The sequence below is a fragment of the Pseudomonas sp. D1HM genome (assembly GCF_019266105.1).
In the GTDB taxonomy this organism is placed as follows: domain Bacteria; phylum Pseudomonadota; class Gammaproteobacteria; order Pseudomonadales; family Pseudomonadaceae; genus Aquipseudomonas; species Aquipseudomonas taetrolens.
In genome coordinates this window covers 167,133-185,047 of sequence record NZ_LRMN01000007.1, presented here as the reverse complement: position 1 = coordinate 185,047, position 17,915 = coordinate 167,133, and the positions used below count along the sequence as shown (strand labels likewise).

The 17,915-nt window shown below is 61.1% G+C and carries 14 protein-coding genes; 5 read left to right on the top strand and 9 right to left on the bottom strand.

Annotation, left to right across the window (positions count from 1 at the left end; translation table 11 throughout):
* Positions 1 to 104 precede the first annotated feature (104 nt).
* On the top strand, positions 105 to 383 hold the full coding sequence (locus AWM69_RS11135; protein ID WP_131654632.1) for a hypothetical protein: 279 nt from the start codon (positions 105 to 107) through the stop codon (positions 381 to 383).
* On the opposite strand, the gene AWM69_RS11130 is transcribed toward AWM69_RS11135, so the two are convergent.
* The 3 genes from AWM69_RS11130 to AWM69_RS11120 form a co-directional block, all read right to left on the bottom strand.
* A complete protein-coding gene (locus AWM69_RS11130; protein WP_218726789.1) occupies positions 380 to 2,743 on the bottom strand; it encodes a DNA polymerase II in 2,364 nt (787 codons plus the stop codon). The genes AWM69_RS11135 and AWM69_RS11130 overlap by 4 nt on opposite strands.
* Positions 2,744 to 2,771: 28 nt before the next feature.
* Entirely contained in the window at positions 2,772 to 3,125 is a 354-nt protein-coding gene (locus AWM69_RS11125) for a hypothetical protein (RefSeq protein ID WP_131654630.1), read from the bottom strand.
* 96 nt (positions 3,126 to 3,221) lie between these two features.
* Positions 3,222 to 3,932, bottom strand: a complete 711-nt coding sequence (locus AWM69_RS11120) for a FadR/GntR family transcriptional regulator (RefSeq protein ID WP_218726788.1) — start codon at positions 3,930 to 3,932, stop codon at positions 3,222 to 3,224.
* Positions 3,933 to 4,445: 513 nt separating this feature from the next.
* On the opposite strand from AWM69_RS11120, the gene AWM69_RS11115 reads away from it, so the two are divergent.
* Genes AWM69_RS11115 through AWM69_RS11105 form a run of 3 tightly spaced genes read left to right on the top strand, consistent with a single transcriptional unit; the run spans position 4,446 to position 8,825 of the window.
* Complete coding sequence (locus AWM69_RS11115) at positions 4,446 to 5,798, top strand: MFS transporter (protein ID WP_218726786.1); 1,353 nt, start codon at positions 4,446 to 4,448, stop codon at positions 5,796 to 5,798.
* 39 nt (positions 5,799 to 5,837) lie between these two features.
* The gene (gene gudD / locus AWM69_RS11110; RefSeq protein WP_218726784.1) at positions 5,838 to 7,187 is read left to right on the top strand and encodes a glucarate dehydratase; all 1,350 of its coding nucleotides are present in this window, start codon (positions 5,838 to 5,840) and stop codon (positions 7,185 to 7,187) included.
* 54 nt (positions 7,188 to 7,241) lie between these two features.
* Positions 7,242 to 8,825: an aldehyde dehydrogenase (NADP(+)) gene (locus AWM69_RS11105; protein ID WP_218726782.1), complete on the top strand. Its 1,584-nt coding sequence runs from the start codon at positions 7,242 to 7,244 to the stop codon at positions 8,823 to 8,825.
* A 435-nt stretch (positions 8,826 to 9,260) separates the two neighbouring features.
* On the opposite strand, the gene AWM69_RS11100 is transcribed toward AWM69_RS11105, so the two are convergent.
* The gene (locus AWM69_RS11100) at positions 9,261 to 9,566 is read right to left on the bottom strand and encodes an NIPSNAP family protein (RefSeq protein ID WP_131654626.1); all 306 of its coding nucleotides are present in this window, start codon (positions 9,564 to 9,566) and stop codon (positions 9,261 to 9,263) included.
* A gap of 453 nt (positions 9,567 to 10,019) precedes the next feature.
* Between AWM69_RS11100 and AWM69_RS11095 the strand changes: the two genes are divergently transcribed.
* Positions 10,020 to 11,735 (top strand): amidase, encoded by a 1,716-nt coding sequence (locus AWM69_RS11095; RefSeq protein ID WP_218726781.1) that lies wholly within the window; start codon positions 10,020 to 10,022, stop codon positions 11,733 to 11,735.
* A 47-nt stretch (positions 11,736 to 11,782) separates the two neighbouring features.
* On the opposite strand, the gene AWM69_RS11090 is transcribed toward AWM69_RS11095, so the two are convergent.
* The 5 genes from AWM69_RS11090 to AWM69_RS11070 all read right to left on the bottom strand — a co-directional run bounded on the left by AWM69_RS11090 (position 11,783) and on the right by AWM69_RS11070 (position 17,873).
* On the bottom strand, positions 11,783 to 13,585 hold the full coding sequence (locus AWM69_RS11090) for a glycosyl hydrolase family 28 protein (protein WP_218726779.1): 1,803 nt from the start codon (positions 13,583 to 13,585) through the stop codon (positions 11,783 to 11,785).
* A 65-nt stretch (positions 13,586 to 13,650) separates the two neighbouring features.
* Positions 13,651 to 14,421 carry an ABC transporter ATP-binding protein gene (locus AWM69_RS11085; RefSeq protein WP_218726777.1) on the bottom strand — a complete coding sequence of 257 codons (771 nt, stop codon included), beginning with the start codon at positions 14,419 to 14,421 and terminating at the stop codon, positions 13,651 to 13,653.
* A gap of 11 nt (positions 14,422 to 14,432) precedes the next feature.
* Positions 14,433 to 15,272, bottom strand: coding sequence for an ABC transporter ATP-binding protein (locus AWM69_RS11080; RefSeq protein ID WP_218726776.1), 840 nt, complete (start codon positions 15,270 to 15,272; stop codon positions 14,433 to 14,435).
* A gap of 11 nt (positions 15,273 to 15,283) precedes the next feature.
* Positions 15,284 to 16,201, bottom strand: coding sequence for an ABC transporter permease (locus tag AWM69_RS11075; protein WP_048382237.1), 918 nt, complete (start codon positions 16,199 to 16,201; stop codon positions 15,284 to 15,286).
* Between the two features lie 61 nt (positions 16,202 to 16,262).
* Entirely contained in the window at positions 16,263 to 17,873 is a 1,611-nt protein-coding gene (locus AWM69_RS11070; RefSeq protein WP_218726774.1) for an ABC transporter substrate-binding protein, read from the bottom strand.
* Between the last annotated feature and the right edge of the window lie 42 nt (positions 17,874 to 17,915).

The window sequence follows — 17,915 nt, the reverse complement described above, 5'->3', positions numbered from 1 at the left end:
CCGGATCAGGCCGCCTCTGATCAGCCAATACGTTTAAAAACAGGCGACCTCGCCAAAAAGGAGTACCCTGCCGCCCTGCTCTGATTCCCCTCCATGGAACCCCTATGTTTCCCAACGCTGAACGCTACAACCACTCCACCGAATACGCGAACAAGCTGGTCGACCGCATCGGCCAGACGCCAGCCTGGATTGCCCTGCGCCTCGGTGTGACGGAAAAACGCATGCGCTACATCCTGGCCGGCTCACGCACGATCAAGGGCGACACCACCGAAATCCTGATGTCTTACGCTGAGCAGTTTTGTCTGGAATGCCTTGCCGCCGAGGCCAAAGCGGCCAAGGATCGCGCCCGCTCCAAGGCTGCCACGCCCGCCAGCGACGTTTAAAACAGCCCCATCTGCCCGCCCACCAGCGCGCTGAAGTCATCGTCGACGAACACCAGAATGGCGTCCGCTACCGGTTGTAGCTGACGCGTCAGGTAATGTTCGTAATCCACCGCCGCCGACAGGTTCTCCAGCGGCTGCGGGCCGGCCACGGTGATCACGTAACGGATCGTGCCGCCATTCTGATATTGGCGGGGCCGTCCGTGACGGTCGTTGTAGTCGTCGGCGAGGCGCGCCGCACGCACGTGGGGCGGGACATTGCGTTCGTAGTCACTCAGCGGACGACGCAGGCGCTTGCGGTAAATGAGCAGCTCATCGTGCTCGCCCGCCAGGGTGCTGCGCACAAAGTCCCGGACGAAGTCCTGATAGGGCTGGCGGTTGAAGATGCGCAGGTACAGCGCTTGCTGAAACTGCTGGGCCAGGGGCGACCAGTCGCTGCGTACGGTTTCCAGGCCTTTGTAGACCATCTCGCTGCGTCCGTCAGCGCCCGTCACCAGTCCGGCATAGCGCTTTTTGCTGCCTTCTTCGGCACCGCGAATGGTCGGCATCAAAAACCGGCTGTAATGGGTTTCGAACTGGAGTTCCAGCGCGCTGGTGAGCCCGTACTCGTCCCGCACATGGGCCTGCCACCATTGATTGACGTGCTCCACCAGTTCGCGGCCGATCCGTGCAGCGTCCGCATCGCTGTGTTCGCTGCGCAGCCAGACAAAGGTGGAGTCGGTGTCGCCGTAGATCACGCTGTATCCCCGGGCTTCGATCAGCGCTCGGGTCTTGAGCATGATTTCATGGCCCCGCAGGGTGATGGACGAGGCCAGCCGTGTATCAAAGAAACGACAGCCGCTGGAACCCAGTACCCCGTAAAAAGCATTCATGATGATCTTCAGCGCTTGCGACAGCGGCGCATTGTGTTCGCGCTTGGCGATCTCGCGCCCGTTGGCCACACGCTCGACGATGGCGGGCAGGCAATGCCGGGTCCGCGAAAAGCGCGCCCCGCGAAAGCCCGGGACCGAGGCCTCATCGCCGGGTTCCCGCAGCCCCTCGACCAGCCCCAGCGGGTCAATCAGAAACGTACGGATTATCGAGGGATAAAGACTTTTGTAATCGAGCACCAGCACCGATTCGTACAGACCCGGCTGCGACTCCATGACAAAGCCTCCCGGACTGGCCTGAGGCGGCTTCTCACCGAGGTTGGGGGCGACAAAGCCCTGGCGGTGCATCAACGGCATGTACAGGTGGTAAAAAGCCGCCACCGAGCCGCCACTGCGGTCTGCCTCCAGCCCCGTGACCGACGCACGTTCCAGAAGGAAGGTCAGCAGCTCGGTTTTCTCGAAAATCCGCGTGACCAGCTCGCAGTCCTTGAGGTTGTAGCGCGCCAGTGACGGCTTGTCCTCGGCAAACATGCGGTTGATTTCGTCCATGCGCTGGTAAGGCGTGCTGATGTCCTTGCCTTCGCCAAGCAAGGTCTGGGCAACGTTTTCCAGGCTGAAGGAAGGGAACGACCACGTGGCCGAGCGCAGGGCCTCGATGCCATCGATGATCAGGCGGCCTGCCGCGCTGGCGAAAAAATGGTTTTTGCGGGTGCCGTGCTCGCGCCATTGCATCTCGCTGCCACCCCGCCCCAGCAACAGCGGAATGCCCAGTCGGCGCGCATGTTCGTGCAGCACCCGCAGGTCAAACTGAATCACGTTCCAACCGATGATCGCGTCCGGGTCATGCTGCGCCAGCCACTGATTGAGGCGCTGCAATAACTCGGCACGGGTGGCGCAATACTCAAGGTTGAAGTCGACAGGCGTGTCAGTGTCGGGTGGCTTGCCCAACATGTACACCTGACGCTGGCCGCAGCCTTCGAGGCCGATGCAATACAGATCGCCCTGGGCGCTGGTTTCGATGTCCAGCGACAGCAGTTTCAGGCGCGGGCGGTAGTCGGGATGGGCTTTCATCCGGGTGTCGGACAGCGAACCGTCAGCCTCGGCGCGACCGCCGAAACTCACCGGTGCGGTGATGAAGCGCTCCATCAAGTAGCGCTCCGGCGGGCGTATGTCCGCCTCATACACATCGACACCGGCCCGCCGCAGACGCTGGGCGATGTCCATTAATTGCGCCTGCTGGCGGCAATACAGGCCGATAACCGGGCGCGACTGAAAGTCCTGCAGCGCCAGATCACGGAACTCGACCTGACGCTCATCGTGCAACAACGCCCGGGCCTGCTCGCGCTGCGCGGCCGGGATAAACCCGACACTGGTCTGATAAGGCAGGCGCACACGCTGCGGCCCGGTATCCGTGGCCAGCCAGAACTCGACTTCAATGCCTGCCGGCGTATCACGCCAATGCCGGGTCAGGACAAACCCCTGTCTCAGGTCCACCACAGCCGCCTCAAAGACCGTTGCCGGGTTACAGACACGTCGCCAGCATGGCTAAGCGGCGCAGGGCCACGCTGTCGTCGGGCTTGGCTGCGTAATAACTCACTGCAGTGCCCGCGCCTTGAGGCACCAGGTCAGCGAAGGATTCACCGCCACGGGTGTAGACGGTCATGGTCCCGGTTTTGTCGGTGTTTATATAGCCGCTGGCGTCAACGCCGAACACCGCTTCGTCCTGCCACGAGAACTGCACGCACTCGGCCACCAGCGGGGTCGGCTTTTGTGACGCCAGGACACGGGTCGGGCTTTTGCTGCGGGCTTCATTCATCGCAGGGGATACACAACCGGCCAGCATGGCCAGGCTCACAGCGCCAATCAGCATTCGCATCGGATAGCCCTCAAAAAAGGGGAGCACCATAACACGCGGCCTGCCTCGATTCGTGGCCCGGTGCCCACAGGCACCCCCGAATGCACAGGCGGGCCATCACTCCACGGCCATGCGTTCCAGGCTGTTGCTCAAGTGCAGCAGCATGGCGGCGCGGGCGGCGTCGGGATCCTGGCGCCGAATCGCCTTCAGGATCGCTTCATGTTCGAGGATTGCCATTTGCCCCAGCTTCATTAAATCGGCATCGCCGCGCTCGTCGTCATTGATCCGGGTACGGGGGATGGCTGAACGCCCGAGCTGGGAAATGATGTCCGTGAAGTACGCGTTGCCGGTGGCCTGGGCAATCAAGCGGTGGAATTGCAGGTCGGCTTCAACACTGCTGTCGTTATGGGCCAGTGAGTGCTGGTAGTCATCCAGTGCCTGGCGCATTTGCAGCAGTTGCGTTTCGGTGCGGCGCTTGGCGGCCAGGGCCGCGGCCTGGGTTTCAAGGCCCATGCGCAGCTCAATGATCCCGCGCACGCTGGCCGCGGTATCACGGCTCAGGTGGATGCCATTGCGTTCACTGCGCTCCAGCGCAAAGGTGCCCACCCCGTGCCGGGTTTCGACGAGCCCGGAAGCCTGCAGTTTGGAGATCGCCTCACGTACCACCGTTCGGCTGACACCGTAGTTGCGCACGATCGTCGACTCGGAGGGCAGTTTATCGCCGGGCGCAATTTGCCCCAGCAGGATTTGCTGGCTCAGGTCGGCCACGATGTCATGGGCCAGTCCGGGCAAGCGCTTGCGAATCGGTGCGCGGGGGGTGTCTTGCATGGGGGATCCCTTCCAGTAAGGCGGCCAATACTAGCATCTGGCTGGCAGCCAGCCTCAGCACTGATGCGCTGGCACACCCATCATACATGTCTGACAAGTTGCCGTAATACGTTTAAAAACGTCATTTCCCTGATTCATCCTGGCGACATTCCAATCTTGAACCCACCATAAAAACGCTAAACAGCCGCTCTAAATCGCCTTAATCCCCGAAAAATCACATTAAAAATAGCTTTTTTATAGCTTTTTCGTTGGTGGCCGGGCATTGCGAGGCGAAAAGCCAACTCGTATGATGTCTGTCAACATCATCGACACCACAACGCTATTCCCAATAATAATTCGCGACGCAGGCTGTCCAGACCATGACTTCTCAAACACCCGAACGCCCCCTGCCCTGCCCCTTACCCAGGCACCTTGCGCACCCGCCTCACGGCTCGCACTAGCGACCCGTCACGCCGGAGGCCCGGCCACCGGTACATCACACCCGCATAACAATAATCAGTGGGGTTTTGAATTGTGAACACTTCCAGCAACGTGTCTGCTGCGCCCGACCACGACCCTGTCCTGGCGCGCGCAATCAAAAAAGTGAAGGCGCACATCCTGCCGCTCTTCGTCATCATGTTCATCGTCAACTACATCGACCGCGTCAACATCGGCTTTGTCCGTACCCATATGGAGCACGACCTGGGGATTGGCGCCGCTGCCTACGGCCTGGGCGCCGGCCTGTTTTTCATCGGTTATGCGCTGTTTGAAGTGCCGTCCAACATGCTGCTGCAAAAAGTCGGGGCACGGATCTGGCTGACCCGGATCATGTTCACCTGGGGCATCACCGCTACGCTGATGGCCTTTATCCAGAACGAAACCCACTTCTATATCCTGCGTTTTTTACTGGGCGTGGCCGAAGCCGGTTTCTTCCCCGGGGTGATCTATTACTTCACCCGCTGGCTGCCGGGCGCCGAGCGCGGCAAAGCGATTGCAATCTTCCTCAGCGGTTCAGCCATGGCCTCCCTGATCTCCGGCCCGCTGTCCGGCCTGTTGCTGCAAATCACCGGCCTGGGCCTGCATGGCTGGCAGTGGATGTACATCATTGAAGGCATGGCTTCGGTGCTGCTGTGCTTCTTCGTGTGGTTCTGGCTGGACTCCAAACCCCATGACGCGAAATGGCTCAGCCGCGCGGAGCAAGATGCCCTGGTCAACGAAATCGACCGCGAGCAACGCGAGCGTGATGCCCTGCATACGGTCAAACCAAGCCTGGGCAGCCTGCTCAAGGACCGTCAGATCATGCTGTTCTGCGCGATTTATTTCTGCATCCAGCTGACCATTTATGCCGCGACATTCTGGCTGCCGAGCATCATCAAGAAGATGGGTGACCTGAGCGATATTCAGGTGGGCTTTTTCAACTCGATTCCGTGGCTGATCTCGATTGTCGCCATGTACGTCTTTGCTTCGCTGGCCAGCAAGTTCAAGTTCCAACAGGCCTGGATTACCAGCGCCCTGCTGATTGCAGCCCTGGGCATGTTCCTGTCGACCACCGGCGGGCCGATCTTCGCCTTTATTGCCATTTGCTTTGCGGCCATCGGTTTTAAATCGGCTTCGGCGCTGTTCTGGCCAATACCGCAGGCCTATCTAGATGCGCGCATCGCAGCGGCGGTGATCGCGCTGATCAACTCTGTCGGCAACCTCGGAGGCTTCGTGGCACCCACCACCTTCGGCTTTCTGGAGCAAACCACCGGATCGATCCAGGGCGGGCTCTATGGCCTGGCCGGGACCTCCATCATCGCGGCAATCATCGTGTTCTTTGCCAAGACCCGACCCAAGCCGAGCGCTGCGGCGCCTAGCGCACTGCAACCCGCCTCGACACCTGTTTAATCGATCAGCCAGCCCCTGACTCTTTTCAAGGAACACGCCATGAACGCCGAACACCAACACCACACTGCAAAAGCCCCGATCGTCACCAGCCTCCAGGTCATTCCGGTGGCCGGCCATGACAGCATGCTGCTCAACCTCAGCGGCGCACACGGGCCTTTCTTCACCCGCAACATCGTTATCCTCAAGGACAGCAGCGGCAATATCGGGGTCGGTGAAGTACCCGGCGGTGAACGCATCCGCGAAACCCTCGAAGACGCCCGCAGCCTGGTGGTCGGGCAACCCATCGGCAACTATCAGCGCATCCTCAATGGGATGCGCACCACCTTTGCCGCCCGCGACTCGGCAGGCCGCGGCCTGCAAACCTTTGACCTGCGCATTACCATCCATGCGGTCACCGGAATGGAAGCCGCCCTCCTCGACTTGCTCGGGCAGTTCCTCGAGGTGCCGGTCGCGGCCCTGCTCGGCGAAGGCCAGCAGCGCGACGCGGTGAAAATGCTGGGCTATCTGTTTTACATTGGCGACCGTCAGCAGACCGACCTGGCCTACCGCAATGAAGCGCAGGCCGATGACTGGTTCCGCCTCCGTCACGAGCAGGCAATGACCCCCGAAGCCGTGGTTCGCCTGGCCGAAGCCGCGCAGGCCAAATATGGTTTCAATGACTTCAAGCTCAAGGGCGGCGTACTGCGCGGCGCCGAAGAAATCGAAGCCGTAACCGCCCTGGCCGAACGTTTCCCGAATGCGCGTATTACGCTTGACCCGAATGGCGCGTGGTCACTCAAGGAAGCCATCGCCCTGTGCCGCGATCAGCACAAAGTGCTGGCGTATGCCGAGGACCCGTGCGGCGCTGAAAACGGTTACTCGGGCCGCGAAGTCATGGCCGAGTTCCGGCGCGCCACCGGCCTGCCGACCGCCACCAACATGATCGCCACCGACTGGCGTGAAATGGGCCACGCGATTCAGCTGCAATCGGTCGACATTCCCCTGGCCGACCCCCACTTCTGGACCATGCAAGGTTCGGTGCGCGTGGCGCAGATGTGCCACGAATGGGGCCTGACCTGGGGCTCGCACTCCAACAACCACTTTGATATCTCCCTGGCGATGTTCACCCAGGTTGCGGCGGCAGCACCGGGTGACATCACCGCCATTGATACGCACTGGATCTGGCAGGACGGCCAGCGCCTGACACGTGAACCCCTGCAGATTGTCGACGGTCACATTAATGTGCCGGCCAAACCGGGCCTGGGCGTGGACATCGACATGGATGCGGTGGCCAAGGCCCATGAACTTTATAAAGGGATGGGGCTCGGTGCACGGGACGACAGCGTCGCCATGCAGTACCTTATCCCCGGCTGGAAGTACGACAACAAAAAACCGTGTCTGGTGCGCTGAATGCCCTTGCGCCCGGTACCGGATCCAACAGCGTCTAAAGCGAGGATTGAATCGATGTCGACTGTAACAGGCCACAACTTTATCGGCGGTCGCCGCAGCGCCGCGGGCACCATCACCCTTGAAAGCCTTGATGCCAGCACGGGCGAGGCTTTGCCTGCGCGCTTTTACCAGGCGACACCCGAAGAAGTGGACAACGCAGCCAATGCCGCCGATGAGGCCTTTGCCGAGTTCCGCCAACTCAAGCCCGAGCGTCGCGCCGAATTTCTCGAAGCCATTGCCGATGAAATCGATCAACTGGGTGACGACTTCGTGGCCCTGGTCTGCCGCGAAACCGCGTTGCCGGCCGCGCGCATTCAAGCTGAGCGCGGTCGCACCAGCGGCCAGATGCGCCTGTTCGCCAAGGTACTGCGACGCGGCGACTTTTTAGGCGCGCGGATCGACCTGGCCTTGCCCGAGCGCAAGCCACTGCCACGAGCCGACCTGCGTCAGTACCGGATCGGCGTCGGCCCGGTCGCCGTGTTCGGGGCCAGCAACTTCCCGCTGGCTTTTTCTACTGCCGGGGGCGATACCGCCTCGGCCTTCGCGGCTGGCTGCCCAGTGGTGTTCAAGGCCCACAGCGGGCATATGGCGACCGCCGACCAGGTGGGCTGCGCCATCATCCGTGCCGCTGAAAAGACCGGCATGCCCAAAGGCGTGTTCAACATGATTTTCGGCGCCGGGGTCGGTGAGCGGCTGATCAAGCACCCGGCAATCCAGGCGGTAGGCTTTACCGGCTCGCTGCATGGCGGCAACGCCCTGAGCAAAATGGCGGCCGAACGTGAGCAGCCGATTCCGGTGTTCGCCGAGATGTCGAGCATCAACCCGGTGATCGTTCTGCCACAAGCCCTCGCCGCTCGCGGCAGCACCGTGGCCAAGGATCTGGCGGCGTCGGTCACGCTGGGTGGCGGCCAATTCTGCACCAACCCGGGCCTGGTGATCGGCCTGCGCTCACCCGGTTTCAGCGGATTTATCGAGCAACTGCGCCAGCACATGGCCGAGCAGGCTGCGCACACACTGCTCAATGCAGGCGGCTTGCGCAACTACGCCAAAGGGGTCGCGCACCTGCTCGACCATGCCGGCATTACTCACCTTGCCGGTCATGCCCAATCGGGAGCGCAAGCCCAGCCGCAGTTGTTCAAAGCCGATGTCAGCCTGCTGCTCAAACGTGACCCGTTGCTGCAGGAAGAAGTGTTTGGCCCGACCACGATCATTATCGAAGTCGAGGATGATGCTCAGCTCAAAGCCGCTCTGCTGGCACTGCGCGGGCAACTGACAGCCACCCTGATTGGCGAAGCGGATGACCTCAAGGGCTACCAGTGGCTGGTGCCGATCCTTGAGCAAAAGGTCGGCCGGATTCTGGTCAATGGCTACCCGACCGGCGTCGAAGTCTGCGATGCCATGGTTCACGGCGGCCCCTACCCGGCCACCTCGGATGCACGCGGCACATCAGTCGGCTCGCTGGCCATCGATCGGTTCCTGCGACCGGTGTGCTACCAGAACTACCCGGATGAACTGCTGCCGCAAGCCCTGCAAAACAGCAACCCGCTGAACGTGCAACGACTGGTCAATGGCGAGTGGAATTCAGCTTCGATCGGCTAACACCCGGGCGTCGGCTGCAACCGCAGGAGTGAGCATGCTCGCTCCTGCACAGCCGCTGACGTGACTGACCGGCATCAGGCAGCGATCCGCTGCCTTTTTTGTGCCCGCTGGAAATATTGGATCCAATATCAAATTTCAGGCAAAAAAAAGCCCAAGTAGCTGATGGAAACTTGGGGCTTAAAAATGCATAAACCGTGGTAGGTGAACGCAGGGCAATAATAACCCATGGTCACAACTGGTAACAAGATATTTTGCACCATTTATTTCAACTTTATACTGACCTAAGTCATTAAATATCCACACTTTTTTATTGGTTTTGGTCTTTCCGATAATTGCAAAAGGCCATTAACTGGCGGGTTCAGCCCCTGGTTGAATGGCGCTTGCCGCCGATTCATGCCAGCACACAAAGCCCGCCCGGAACGCCACGAAATCCCGTTACTCGAACACCGGCCGAAAGAACGTCCGCTCGTAACTCAGGATGCAGCGGGTGTCTTCGGCATATTGAAAGGCCGCCACGCATTCGGCATCTGCCCGGGACTGTTCGCGATAGTGTTCGTAGGTCGCCAGGCTGGGAAACGAAAACATCGCCAGGGCAATATTGTTCGCCCCTTCCGAAGGCAGGAAATAGCCATGGTGCTGACCGCCGAACTTCTCCACGAGCGGGATCCAGAGACGGCCATACACTTCAAATTCAGCCAGCTTGTAAGGGTCAATGATGTAGCGAAGGTGGCAGGTGATCATTTCATCATTCCATGGATTCAAAGGACATCGAGACTATTCCTCAGCCCTGGAAAAGGTCAATACAGGCTGACGTTAACAGCTACGTCCGTTCACCACTGCTGCGCCGCCGGACGTTACGGATCACCTATGGTGTAGCCGCTGCCGCAGGCTGCGACAAGACCCGAAGGGCCTTCAAACCCGGCGCAGCCTTCGGCAGCGGCTACAGGATCCCCGTAACCGTTGACGAGGCTCCTGCGTGACTCCACCGATTACCAGAAGAGGTCGGCTCGCCCAACTGACCCTCAGGTACTACCACGCGCCGAGTTCCTCAATCCCAACGAACTGCGGGTGAATGTCGATTACACCTGGAAACTGTGGTGAACATTAGCGTCTCTGGATGACACATGGGGTGGCTGAGCAGGCCGTATCTTCGATAAGCTCTGCGGCCCCCCACCATCAATCAGCGGTAAGTGCATGATCGAAGTCACTGAGGTTTCCATTGCCCAACTACGGGCAGCGCTCGAATCTGGCCAGACAACCTCGGTTGAATTGGTTCAGGCCTACCTCGCCAGGATCGATGCTTACGACGGCCCGCAGACGGCCACCGCCCTCAATGCGGTGGTCGTACCTAACCCTGTCGCCCTCGAAGAGGCCGCCGCGGCCGATGCCCGGCGCAGCACGGGGCAGACGCTGGGCCCGCTGGACGGCATCCCCTACACCGCCAAGGACAGCTACCTGGTCAAGGGCCTCACTGCCGCCTCCGGCAGCCCGGCCTTCAAAGACCTGATTGCGTATCGCGATGCCTTCACCATCGAACGCTTGCGCGCGGCGGGGGCCATCTGTCTGGGCAAGACCAATATGCCGCCAATGGCCAACGGCGGCATGCAGCGCGGGGTTTACGGCCGTGCCGAGAGCCCGTACAACGCCGACTACCTCACCGCCCCGTTCGCATCCGGCTCATCCAACGGTGCCGGCACCGCAACGGCGGCCAGTTTTGCAGCCTTCGGCCTGGCCGAAGAAACCTGGTCCAGCGGCCGCGGCCCGGCGTCCAACAATGGCCTGTGCGCCTACACGCCGTCACGCGGGGTGATTTCGGTGCGCGGCAACTGGCCGTTGACCCCGACCATGGATGTTGTGGTGCCGTTTGCCCGAACCATGGCCGACCTGCTTGAAGTGCTCGACGTGGTGGTGGCGCACGACCCTGACACCCGCGGCGATCTGTGGCGGATGCAGCCTTGGGTGCCAATTCCGAGCGTGGCTTCGGTACGTCCCGCGTCCTATCCGGAACTGGCGGCCACCGCCGATACGCTGGTGGGCAAGCGTTTCGGCGTGCCGCGCATGTACATCAATGCCGACCCCGAGGCCGGTACCGCAGAAGCACCGGGCATCGGTGGCCCGACCGGGCAGCGGATCATCACCCGCGCCTCGGTGATCGCGCTATGGCAAGACGCGCGCAAAGCCCTCGAAGCCCGGGGCGCTGAAGTGATCGAAGTGGACTTCCCGCTGGTCTCCAACTGCGAGGGTGATCGCCCCGGCGCACCGACCGTGTTTACCCGCGGCCTGGTGTCCAAAGCGTTCCTGCACCATGAGTTGTGGGACCTGTCGGCCTGGGCATTCGATGACTTCCTGCAAGCCAACGGCGACCCGAAACTGAACCGCCTGGCCGACGTCGATGGCCCGCTGATTTTCCCTCACGATCCGGGCACCCTGCCTAACCGTGAAGATGAACTGGCTGCCGGCATGGACGAATATGTGCGCATGGCCGAGCGCGGTATCACCCCGTGGAACGAGATCGACACGCTGCCGGACGGACTGCGGGGGCTGGAGCAGACACGACGCATCGACCTTGAAGAGTGGATGGATCGACTCGGGCTGGATGCGGTGCTGTTCCCGACGGTGGCCGATGTGGGGCCGGCGGATGCCGATGTCAATCCGGTGTCTGCCGACATTGCCTGGAGCAACGGCGTTTGGGTGGCCAACGGCAACCTGGCGATTCGTCACCTGGGGGTGCCGACCGTGACCGTCCCCATGGGCGTCATGGCCGATATCGGCATGCCCGTGGGCCTGACCTTTGCCGGGCGCGCCTACGACGACTCGAACCTGCTGCGCTTCGGCTCGGCCTTCGAAGCCACCGGCTCGAAACGGGTCATCCCGCCTCGCACACCGCCTTTGTCGACAGCCGGGCACTAAGCAGAGATGACCTGTAGATCTGCGTTGCCGCCATTGCAACCGCAGGTCTACAGCGGCTGCGGCGTCACCTCCTCGAACGTCAGTCCCGGGCTGTCAATGACATGCCAGGGGTTGGCGCCGCCGCTTTCGCTGAACAGCACCTGATTGAAGTGCGAGTCTTTCAAACCATCGATGCGGGCTGTTGCAGGGCCTTTGAAACGCACCCGTTCAAATACCAGCCCGGCATGATAAGCGTTGCTTTTGCTGTCGCCCTTGACCTCCAGCGCCGCCCCGCGGGCATTCTCGACCGTCACATCGCTCACCCGGATATCACGGAACTGCCCGGGTACCGTCGAGCGCCGGTAATCGAGCTTGGCGTTGGGATCGTTGTAATCAAGGGTAAACACGAATGCCTGTTTGACCGTGTTGCGAATGGCTGAGTCGCGAAAGATCACCTGGCGTGCACCGCCATCCATGAAGTTCGTGCTCTTCATGCGCAGCCCGGCATCGGTTCCATCCGACACGTTGTCCTCGGCCAGGATATTCTGAATCCAGGCCCCGGTATGGCTGCCCGCAACCACCATGCCATGCCCCTTGCGGAAGAAGTTGTTGAAGATCCAGGCGTCCTCCTGAGGTTTTTGATGAACCGCTTCGGCGCCGGTGCCGGCGGCAAAGTTGACGCAATCATCGCCGGTATCAAAAAAGTTATTGAACACCATTGCCCCCTTGCTGTTGGCAAACTCGATGCCATCACCGTTGTTGGCGTCGTAGGTCTTATGCGTGGTATTGGCCAGTACCACGTTTTCGGTCTCCAGGTTCATGATCCCGTGGAACGCGGGGTTCAAGACGGTGAAGCCGCCATAAAACACATTCTTCACATTGCGCAGGGTGATCAGCGAAGAGCGCATTTGCCCATAGGCATCCTTGGTGTTCATGCCTCGGGCGATGGCCTGCTCCACTTGGGCCCTGGCCAGAATGCCGTCCTCCATGAAGCGCGTGTTATCACTGGGCAGGTAGAACGGCAACGGCTGTCCAAGCTCGTCCAGTGTATCGGCCTTACGCTTCCAGCCATTGCCGTCGAGGGTCCCCTGGCCAACGATGCGGATGTTTTCAAACCTTTGGTGCCGGTGAGGATCCCGGGGCAAGGCATTGATCAGGGAAGCCGGGCGCACGGTGCTGGAATACGGATACTGGATATACCCGGCCAAGGGATAATCTTCGGCCCGCTCCGAACCGAGCAAGGTCGCACCGGCGGTGATTTCCAGGGTCATGTAGCTCTTGAGATAAAGCGCCCCGCTCTTGTACCGGCCCTCGGGCAGCAGCACCTTGCAGCCGGGTGTGCAGGCATCGATGGCCCATTGAATGGCCTGGGTATCGCGGTGCTTGCCGTCGCCCCGGGCGCCGTACTTTTTCACATCAAACACCACCGGCACCGGTGTCGTGCGCTGGATGACCACCGGACTGTCGACGGACTCCAGGCCATCGGCCGCCACCGAGCGCACCGTGAACCGGTACTGGGTGTCAGGTTTGAGGCCTTGAGCGGTGTAACTGTGAATGCCGATTCGATGGTGAAAGTTGTCCCGGTCTTGCTCGTAGAAGCGGTCGATGTACGGCTTCGCCGGCGAAACCCGGTCGTTATTGGCGTTGCTGCTGCCCAGCAGGACGCCGTTGGCGTATACCCGATAGTCCTTGATGGCGCTGTGATCGGCGGGTTTTTCCCAGACCAGAATGATCGACTGATCATCAAAGGCCAGCGTTGGCACTTGCACCTTCGTCGGCGCCTGCACGGCCAACGCCGGCACACTTGCGCCAAGCGCCAGTAGCGCCAGAACCGAGCGCGAGGTCATTGCTGCGCACGTTTGATACGGCATGCTGTTTTCCTTGTACGTGCCTGTCTGAAGCCCTCCTCTGCCGGAGGGCACGGGTGACGCCGCAGCTAAACGGCCGCCGCAGATGTCTGGCTGAAATCACGACTGGCCTGCACCAGCATCCGCGTATAGTCGTGCACGGCCAGATCCTGGCTCAGGCAGCGGCTGTCCAGCAGCTCAACGATCTTGCCTTGTTGCATCACCGCCACCCGGTCACACAGGTGCGTCACCACGCCCAGGTCGTGGGTCACCATCAGGTACGTCAGCTTCTCGCGCTCGCGCAGGTCAGTAAGCAGGTTAAGAATCTCGGCCTGCACCGACACATCCAGCGCAGACGTCGGCTCATCCAGCAGCAAGACCCGCGGTTCGAGAATCAGAGCCCGGGCGATGGCCACCCGCTGTCGCTGACCGCCGGACAGCTGGTGCGGATAGCGGTAACGAAAGCTGTCGTTCAAGCCGACCTTGAGCAGAATTTCGTTGATCCGGTCGTCCTTGTCCCTGACCCCGTGAATGATCAGCGGCTCGCGCAGCGCGGTGTCGATGGTGTGACGGGGGTGCAAGGAGCCGTAAGGGTCCTGAAACACCATTTGCACCTTGCGAAAGTGCTCCTTGGACAGCTTGTGCTGCAACGGCACGCCAGCAATGCTCAGCTCACCGCTCCATTGCCGGTATTGGCCCGCCAGGCAGCGCAGCACGGTGGTTTTGCCGGATCCGGACTCCCCCACCAGGCCAAAGGACTCGCCATCGGCAACGCTCAGATTGACATCATGCAGCACGTGATTGAGGGTTTCGCCTGCACCGAAACTCAGGTTCAGCGAACGGGCTTGAATCATGGACATGATCAGGTTCCTCAGTGGGTCAGCCAGAGTGGGTCACGCTGCAGCACCGGCAGGCGCACTCGGCGATTGTCCATGCTCGGCAGCGCAGCCAGCAGGCCACGGGTATAGGGATGTTCGGCGTGCTGCAAGTCGCAGGCGGCAAGGGACTCAACCACCCGACCGGCATACATCACCAGTACCCGGTCACAGTAATTGCGCACCAGGTTGAGGTCGTGACTGACAAAAATCAGCCCCATTTCCTGCTCTTCGACCAGGGTTTCAAGCACGTTGAGCACTTGTTGGCGCACGGACACATCGAGGGCGGAAGTCGGTTCATCGGCGATGATCACTTCCGGCCGGGTGATGACCATCATCGCGATCATGATGCGCTGCCCCATGCCGCCGGACACTTCGTGGGGGTAAAGGTTATAAACCCGTTGTGGATCGCGGATATGCACTTTTTCCAGCATTTCCAGCACCCGCTCACGGGCCTCGGCACGGCTGGCCTTGTGGTGCGCCAGGTAGGCTTCGGCAATCTGGTCGCCGACCCTGACCACCGGATTCAACGAGTACTTGGGGTCTTGCATGATCATGGAAATGCGCTGGCCGCGAATCTTCTGCATGGCCTTTTCGCTGGCCGAGAGCAGGTCAACACCGGCGAACTGCATGGCCCTGGCGGTAATTTTGGCGCTGGCGGGATGCAACTTGAGGAGGCTGCGCCCCACGGTGGACTTGCCCGAACCGGACTCGCCGACAATGGCCAGTTTTTCCCGACCCAGGCTGAACGACACATCGCGCACGGCGTGAGTCTCTTTCTGGCCGCTGACGAAGCGTACGTTCAGCCCTTCAACGTTTAATTTGATCGCAGACATGAAGCCTCCAGTTACTCGCTACGCGGATCGAGGATGTCCCGCAGGCCATCGCCCAACAGGTTGAACGCCAGGCTCACCAGCATGATTGCGGCCCCCGGGACGGCAACCAGCCACCAGCACTCGAGCATGTAGCGCCGACCGGTGGAAATCATGGCGCCCCACTCCGGCGACGGCGCCTGGGCACCGAGGCCGAGAAAGCCCAGTGCCGCAGCGGTGAGGATGATTCCGGCCATGTTCATGGTCAGGCGGATGATCACCGATGACAGGCACATGGGCACGATGTGGCGCAGGATGATCCGCGACGACGAAGCGCCCTGGAGTTCCACCGCGACCACGAAATCGGCGTTGCGCAAGGACAGGGTTTCTGCCCGGGCCAATCGCGCAATGGGAGGCCAGGAGGTCAAGGCAATGGCAACCACCGCATGCTCCAGGCCAGGGCCCAAAGCCGCGATAAAGGCCAGCGCCAGCACCAGGCTGGGGAACGAAATGAAGATATCGGTCACGCGCATGAAGACCGTGTCGACGATACCGCCGTAGTAGCCCGACACCGTGCCGATAAACAACCCGATGGGGCCGACAATCACGGTGACCAGGGTGATGATGTACAGCGTAATGCGCGAGCCATAGACCAGACGGCTGAAAATATCCCGCCCGTATTCATCGGTTCCGAACCAGTGAGCGGCGCCCGGCGCCTGCAAGGCGTTGGCCAGGTTTTGCGCCACCGGATCATGGGTGGCAATCCACGGGGCGAACGCGGCGACCACAATCAGCAGCAGCGCCACCAGCAAACCGGCCAGGGTCATGGGATTGCGCAGCAGGTGATGCAGCACCCGCAGGCTGCTCTTGCAAAAAGCGTCAAAGCTGGAGCCCGGCGTGCGCTCCAGCGGCCGTTTGGCCGTGGACTCGACAGAAGACATGTTGGTAATCATCGGCATGTTCTCGGATTGATATCAAAATCACCGGGCGGCCCGCAGGTGCGCCCAGCGGCACTCAGCGTTGCTTGTAGACACCCAGATAACGCGTGGCTTCGGCGTCATCGCCGGTAAAGCCCTTGACGTCAGCGGCGCTGACCACGGTGTCGGTCATCTGCGAAATCATCATGATCGGCCCGACCTGCTGGTCGTACAGGGTCTGGGCCTGGTGATACAGGCTCACCCGCCGGGCCGAATCACGCTCAACCCCGGCCTGCTCGATCAGGCTGTTGATGGGCGGGCTGAAGAACGAAGCACGCCAGCCCTGAAAGTTCGGCAGGCCGGCGTCATCGCTGTTATCGGGGTTATAGGCAAACGTGCGCAGGCTGAAATACGGATGCGGATAGCGCTCGGCGCCTCGTGCAACGATGATCTCGAAGTTGCGTGCACGCATGGCGCCATACACCTGATTACCGGTGCCGGTGACGATCGAGGCCTTGATGCCGCCTTCGGCCAGGGTTGATTGCAAGCGCGCGGCAATATCAATGAACGGTGGTTCGGACAAGGTGCGAATGGTGGTGCTAAAGCCCTCCGGATAACCGGCCTCGGTCAGCAGTTGCCGGGCCTTGGCTGGATCCAGGTGGTAGCCCGGGTCCGGCAACCGCGCTTGCAGGTTCAACTGCATCGGTTGCTGGTTGAGGGTGCCGTAATAGGGCATCACCTGCTGATCAAGCCCTGTGTAGTCGATCAGGTTGCGTATGGCTTCACGAACCTTGGGCTGGGCGAATTCGGGTTGTTTCATGCTCATCGCCACGTAGTACATCGTGCCCCGTGGCAGCGACTGCACCTGCACGTCCGGCGAGCCGTCGATTGCGCGGATGTCCGGGGCCGCCATGCCGTAGGCCATGTCCAGGTCGCCACGTTCCAGCATCAGGCGTAGCGACTGGGACTCGGTCATGTGCCGTACCACCACGCGCTTGAGCTTGGCCGGGCCGCCCCAGTAACCGTCGAAACGGGTCAGTAGCAGCGAGTCATTGGCGCTCCACTTGGTCAGCACAAACGGGCCGCTGCCGGCTTCGTGGGTGACCAGCCAGGCGGCCCCCAGATCACCGTCCTTTTCGTGTGCCATGGCTGTTTTGCGGTCCACCACCACCGCGCTGGGCGAGATCGCCAGGGAGTCCACCACCAGCAGCGGATCCATGACCTGCGGCAGATCGATCACCAGCGTGTACTCATCGCTGGCACGAATCAGCGACTGGATGTTGTCGACATTGAAGCCATAGGCTTTCCAGGTGGTGGCCAGCCCGAAATTGAGTTTCATCACCCGGTACAGCGACCAGGCCACATCGTCGGCCGTCAACCGGTTACCGGAGTGAAAGGTGACGTCCTGGCGCAGATGGAAAGTGATCTGTTTGCCGTCCTCGCTGATTTCCCAGCGCTCGGCCAGTTGTGGCAAATGCTTTTCCGGATTGCCCTGGTCGCGCTTGATCAGCGTGTCATAGAGGTTGGCATTGACCCCTGAGGCATCCAGACCGGGCGCATTGGCCGGGTCAATGGAGAACAGGTTAACCATGCTCATGCCGACAATAAGCTGATCGGCCGGGGTCTTGGCCTGGGCCACAGTCATCGGCCCCAGGGCAAGCGTGGCGAGCAGCACGCCAAAGGACAACGTCGAGTACGCAGACTTCATTGAAAATTCCTTGTTCTTATAGTTGTGGGAGGCTGCAACAGC

Coding starts and splice junctions, on each gene's coding strand:
- AWM69_RS11105 (WP_218726782.1), top strand. CDS start 7,242: ATGTCGACTGTAACAGGCCACAACTTTATCGGCGGTCGCCGCAGCGCC.
- gudD (WP_218726784.1), top strand. CDS start 5,838: ATGAACGCCGAACACCAACACCACACTGCAAAAGCCCCGATCGTCACC.
- AWM69_RS11075 (WP_048382237.1), bottom strand. CDS start 16,201: ATGATTACCAACATGTCTTCTGTCGAGTCCACGGCCAAACGGCCGCTG.
- AWM69_RS11070 (WP_218726774.1), bottom strand. CDS start 17,873: ATGAAGTCTGCGTACTCGACGTTGTCCTTTGGCGTGCTGCTCGCCACG.
- AWM69_RS11125 (WP_131654630.1), bottom strand. CDS start 3,125: ATGCGAATGCTGATTGGCGCTGTGAGCCTGGCCATGCTGGCCGGTTGT.
- AWM69_RS11120 (WP_218726788.1), bottom strand. CDS start 3,932: ATGCAAGACACCCCCCGCGCACCGATTCGCAAGCGCTTGCCCGGACTG.
- AWM69_RS11085 (WP_218726777.1), bottom strand. CDS start 14,421: ATGTCCATGATTCAAGCCCGTTCGCTGAACCTGAGTTTCGGTGCAGGC.
- AWM69_RS11095 (WP_218726781.1), top strand. CDS start 10,020: ATGATCGAAGTCACTGAGGTTTCCATTGCCCAACTACGGGCAGCGCTC.
- AWM69_RS11135 (WP_131654632.1), top strand. CDS start 105: ATGTTTCCCAACGCTGAACGCTACAACCACTCCACCGAATACGCGAAC.
- AWM69_RS11080 (WP_218726776.1), bottom strand. CDS start 15,272: ATGTCTGCGATCAAATTAAACGTTGAAGGGCTGAACGTACGCTTCGTC.
- AWM69_RS11100 (WP_131654626.1), bottom strand. CDS start 9,566: ATGATCACCTGCCACCTTCGCTACATCATTGACCCTTACAAGCTGGCT.
- AWM69_RS11090 (WP_218726779.1), bottom strand. CDS start 13,585: ATGCCGTATCAAACGTGCGCAGCAATGACCTCGCGCTCGGTTCTGGCG.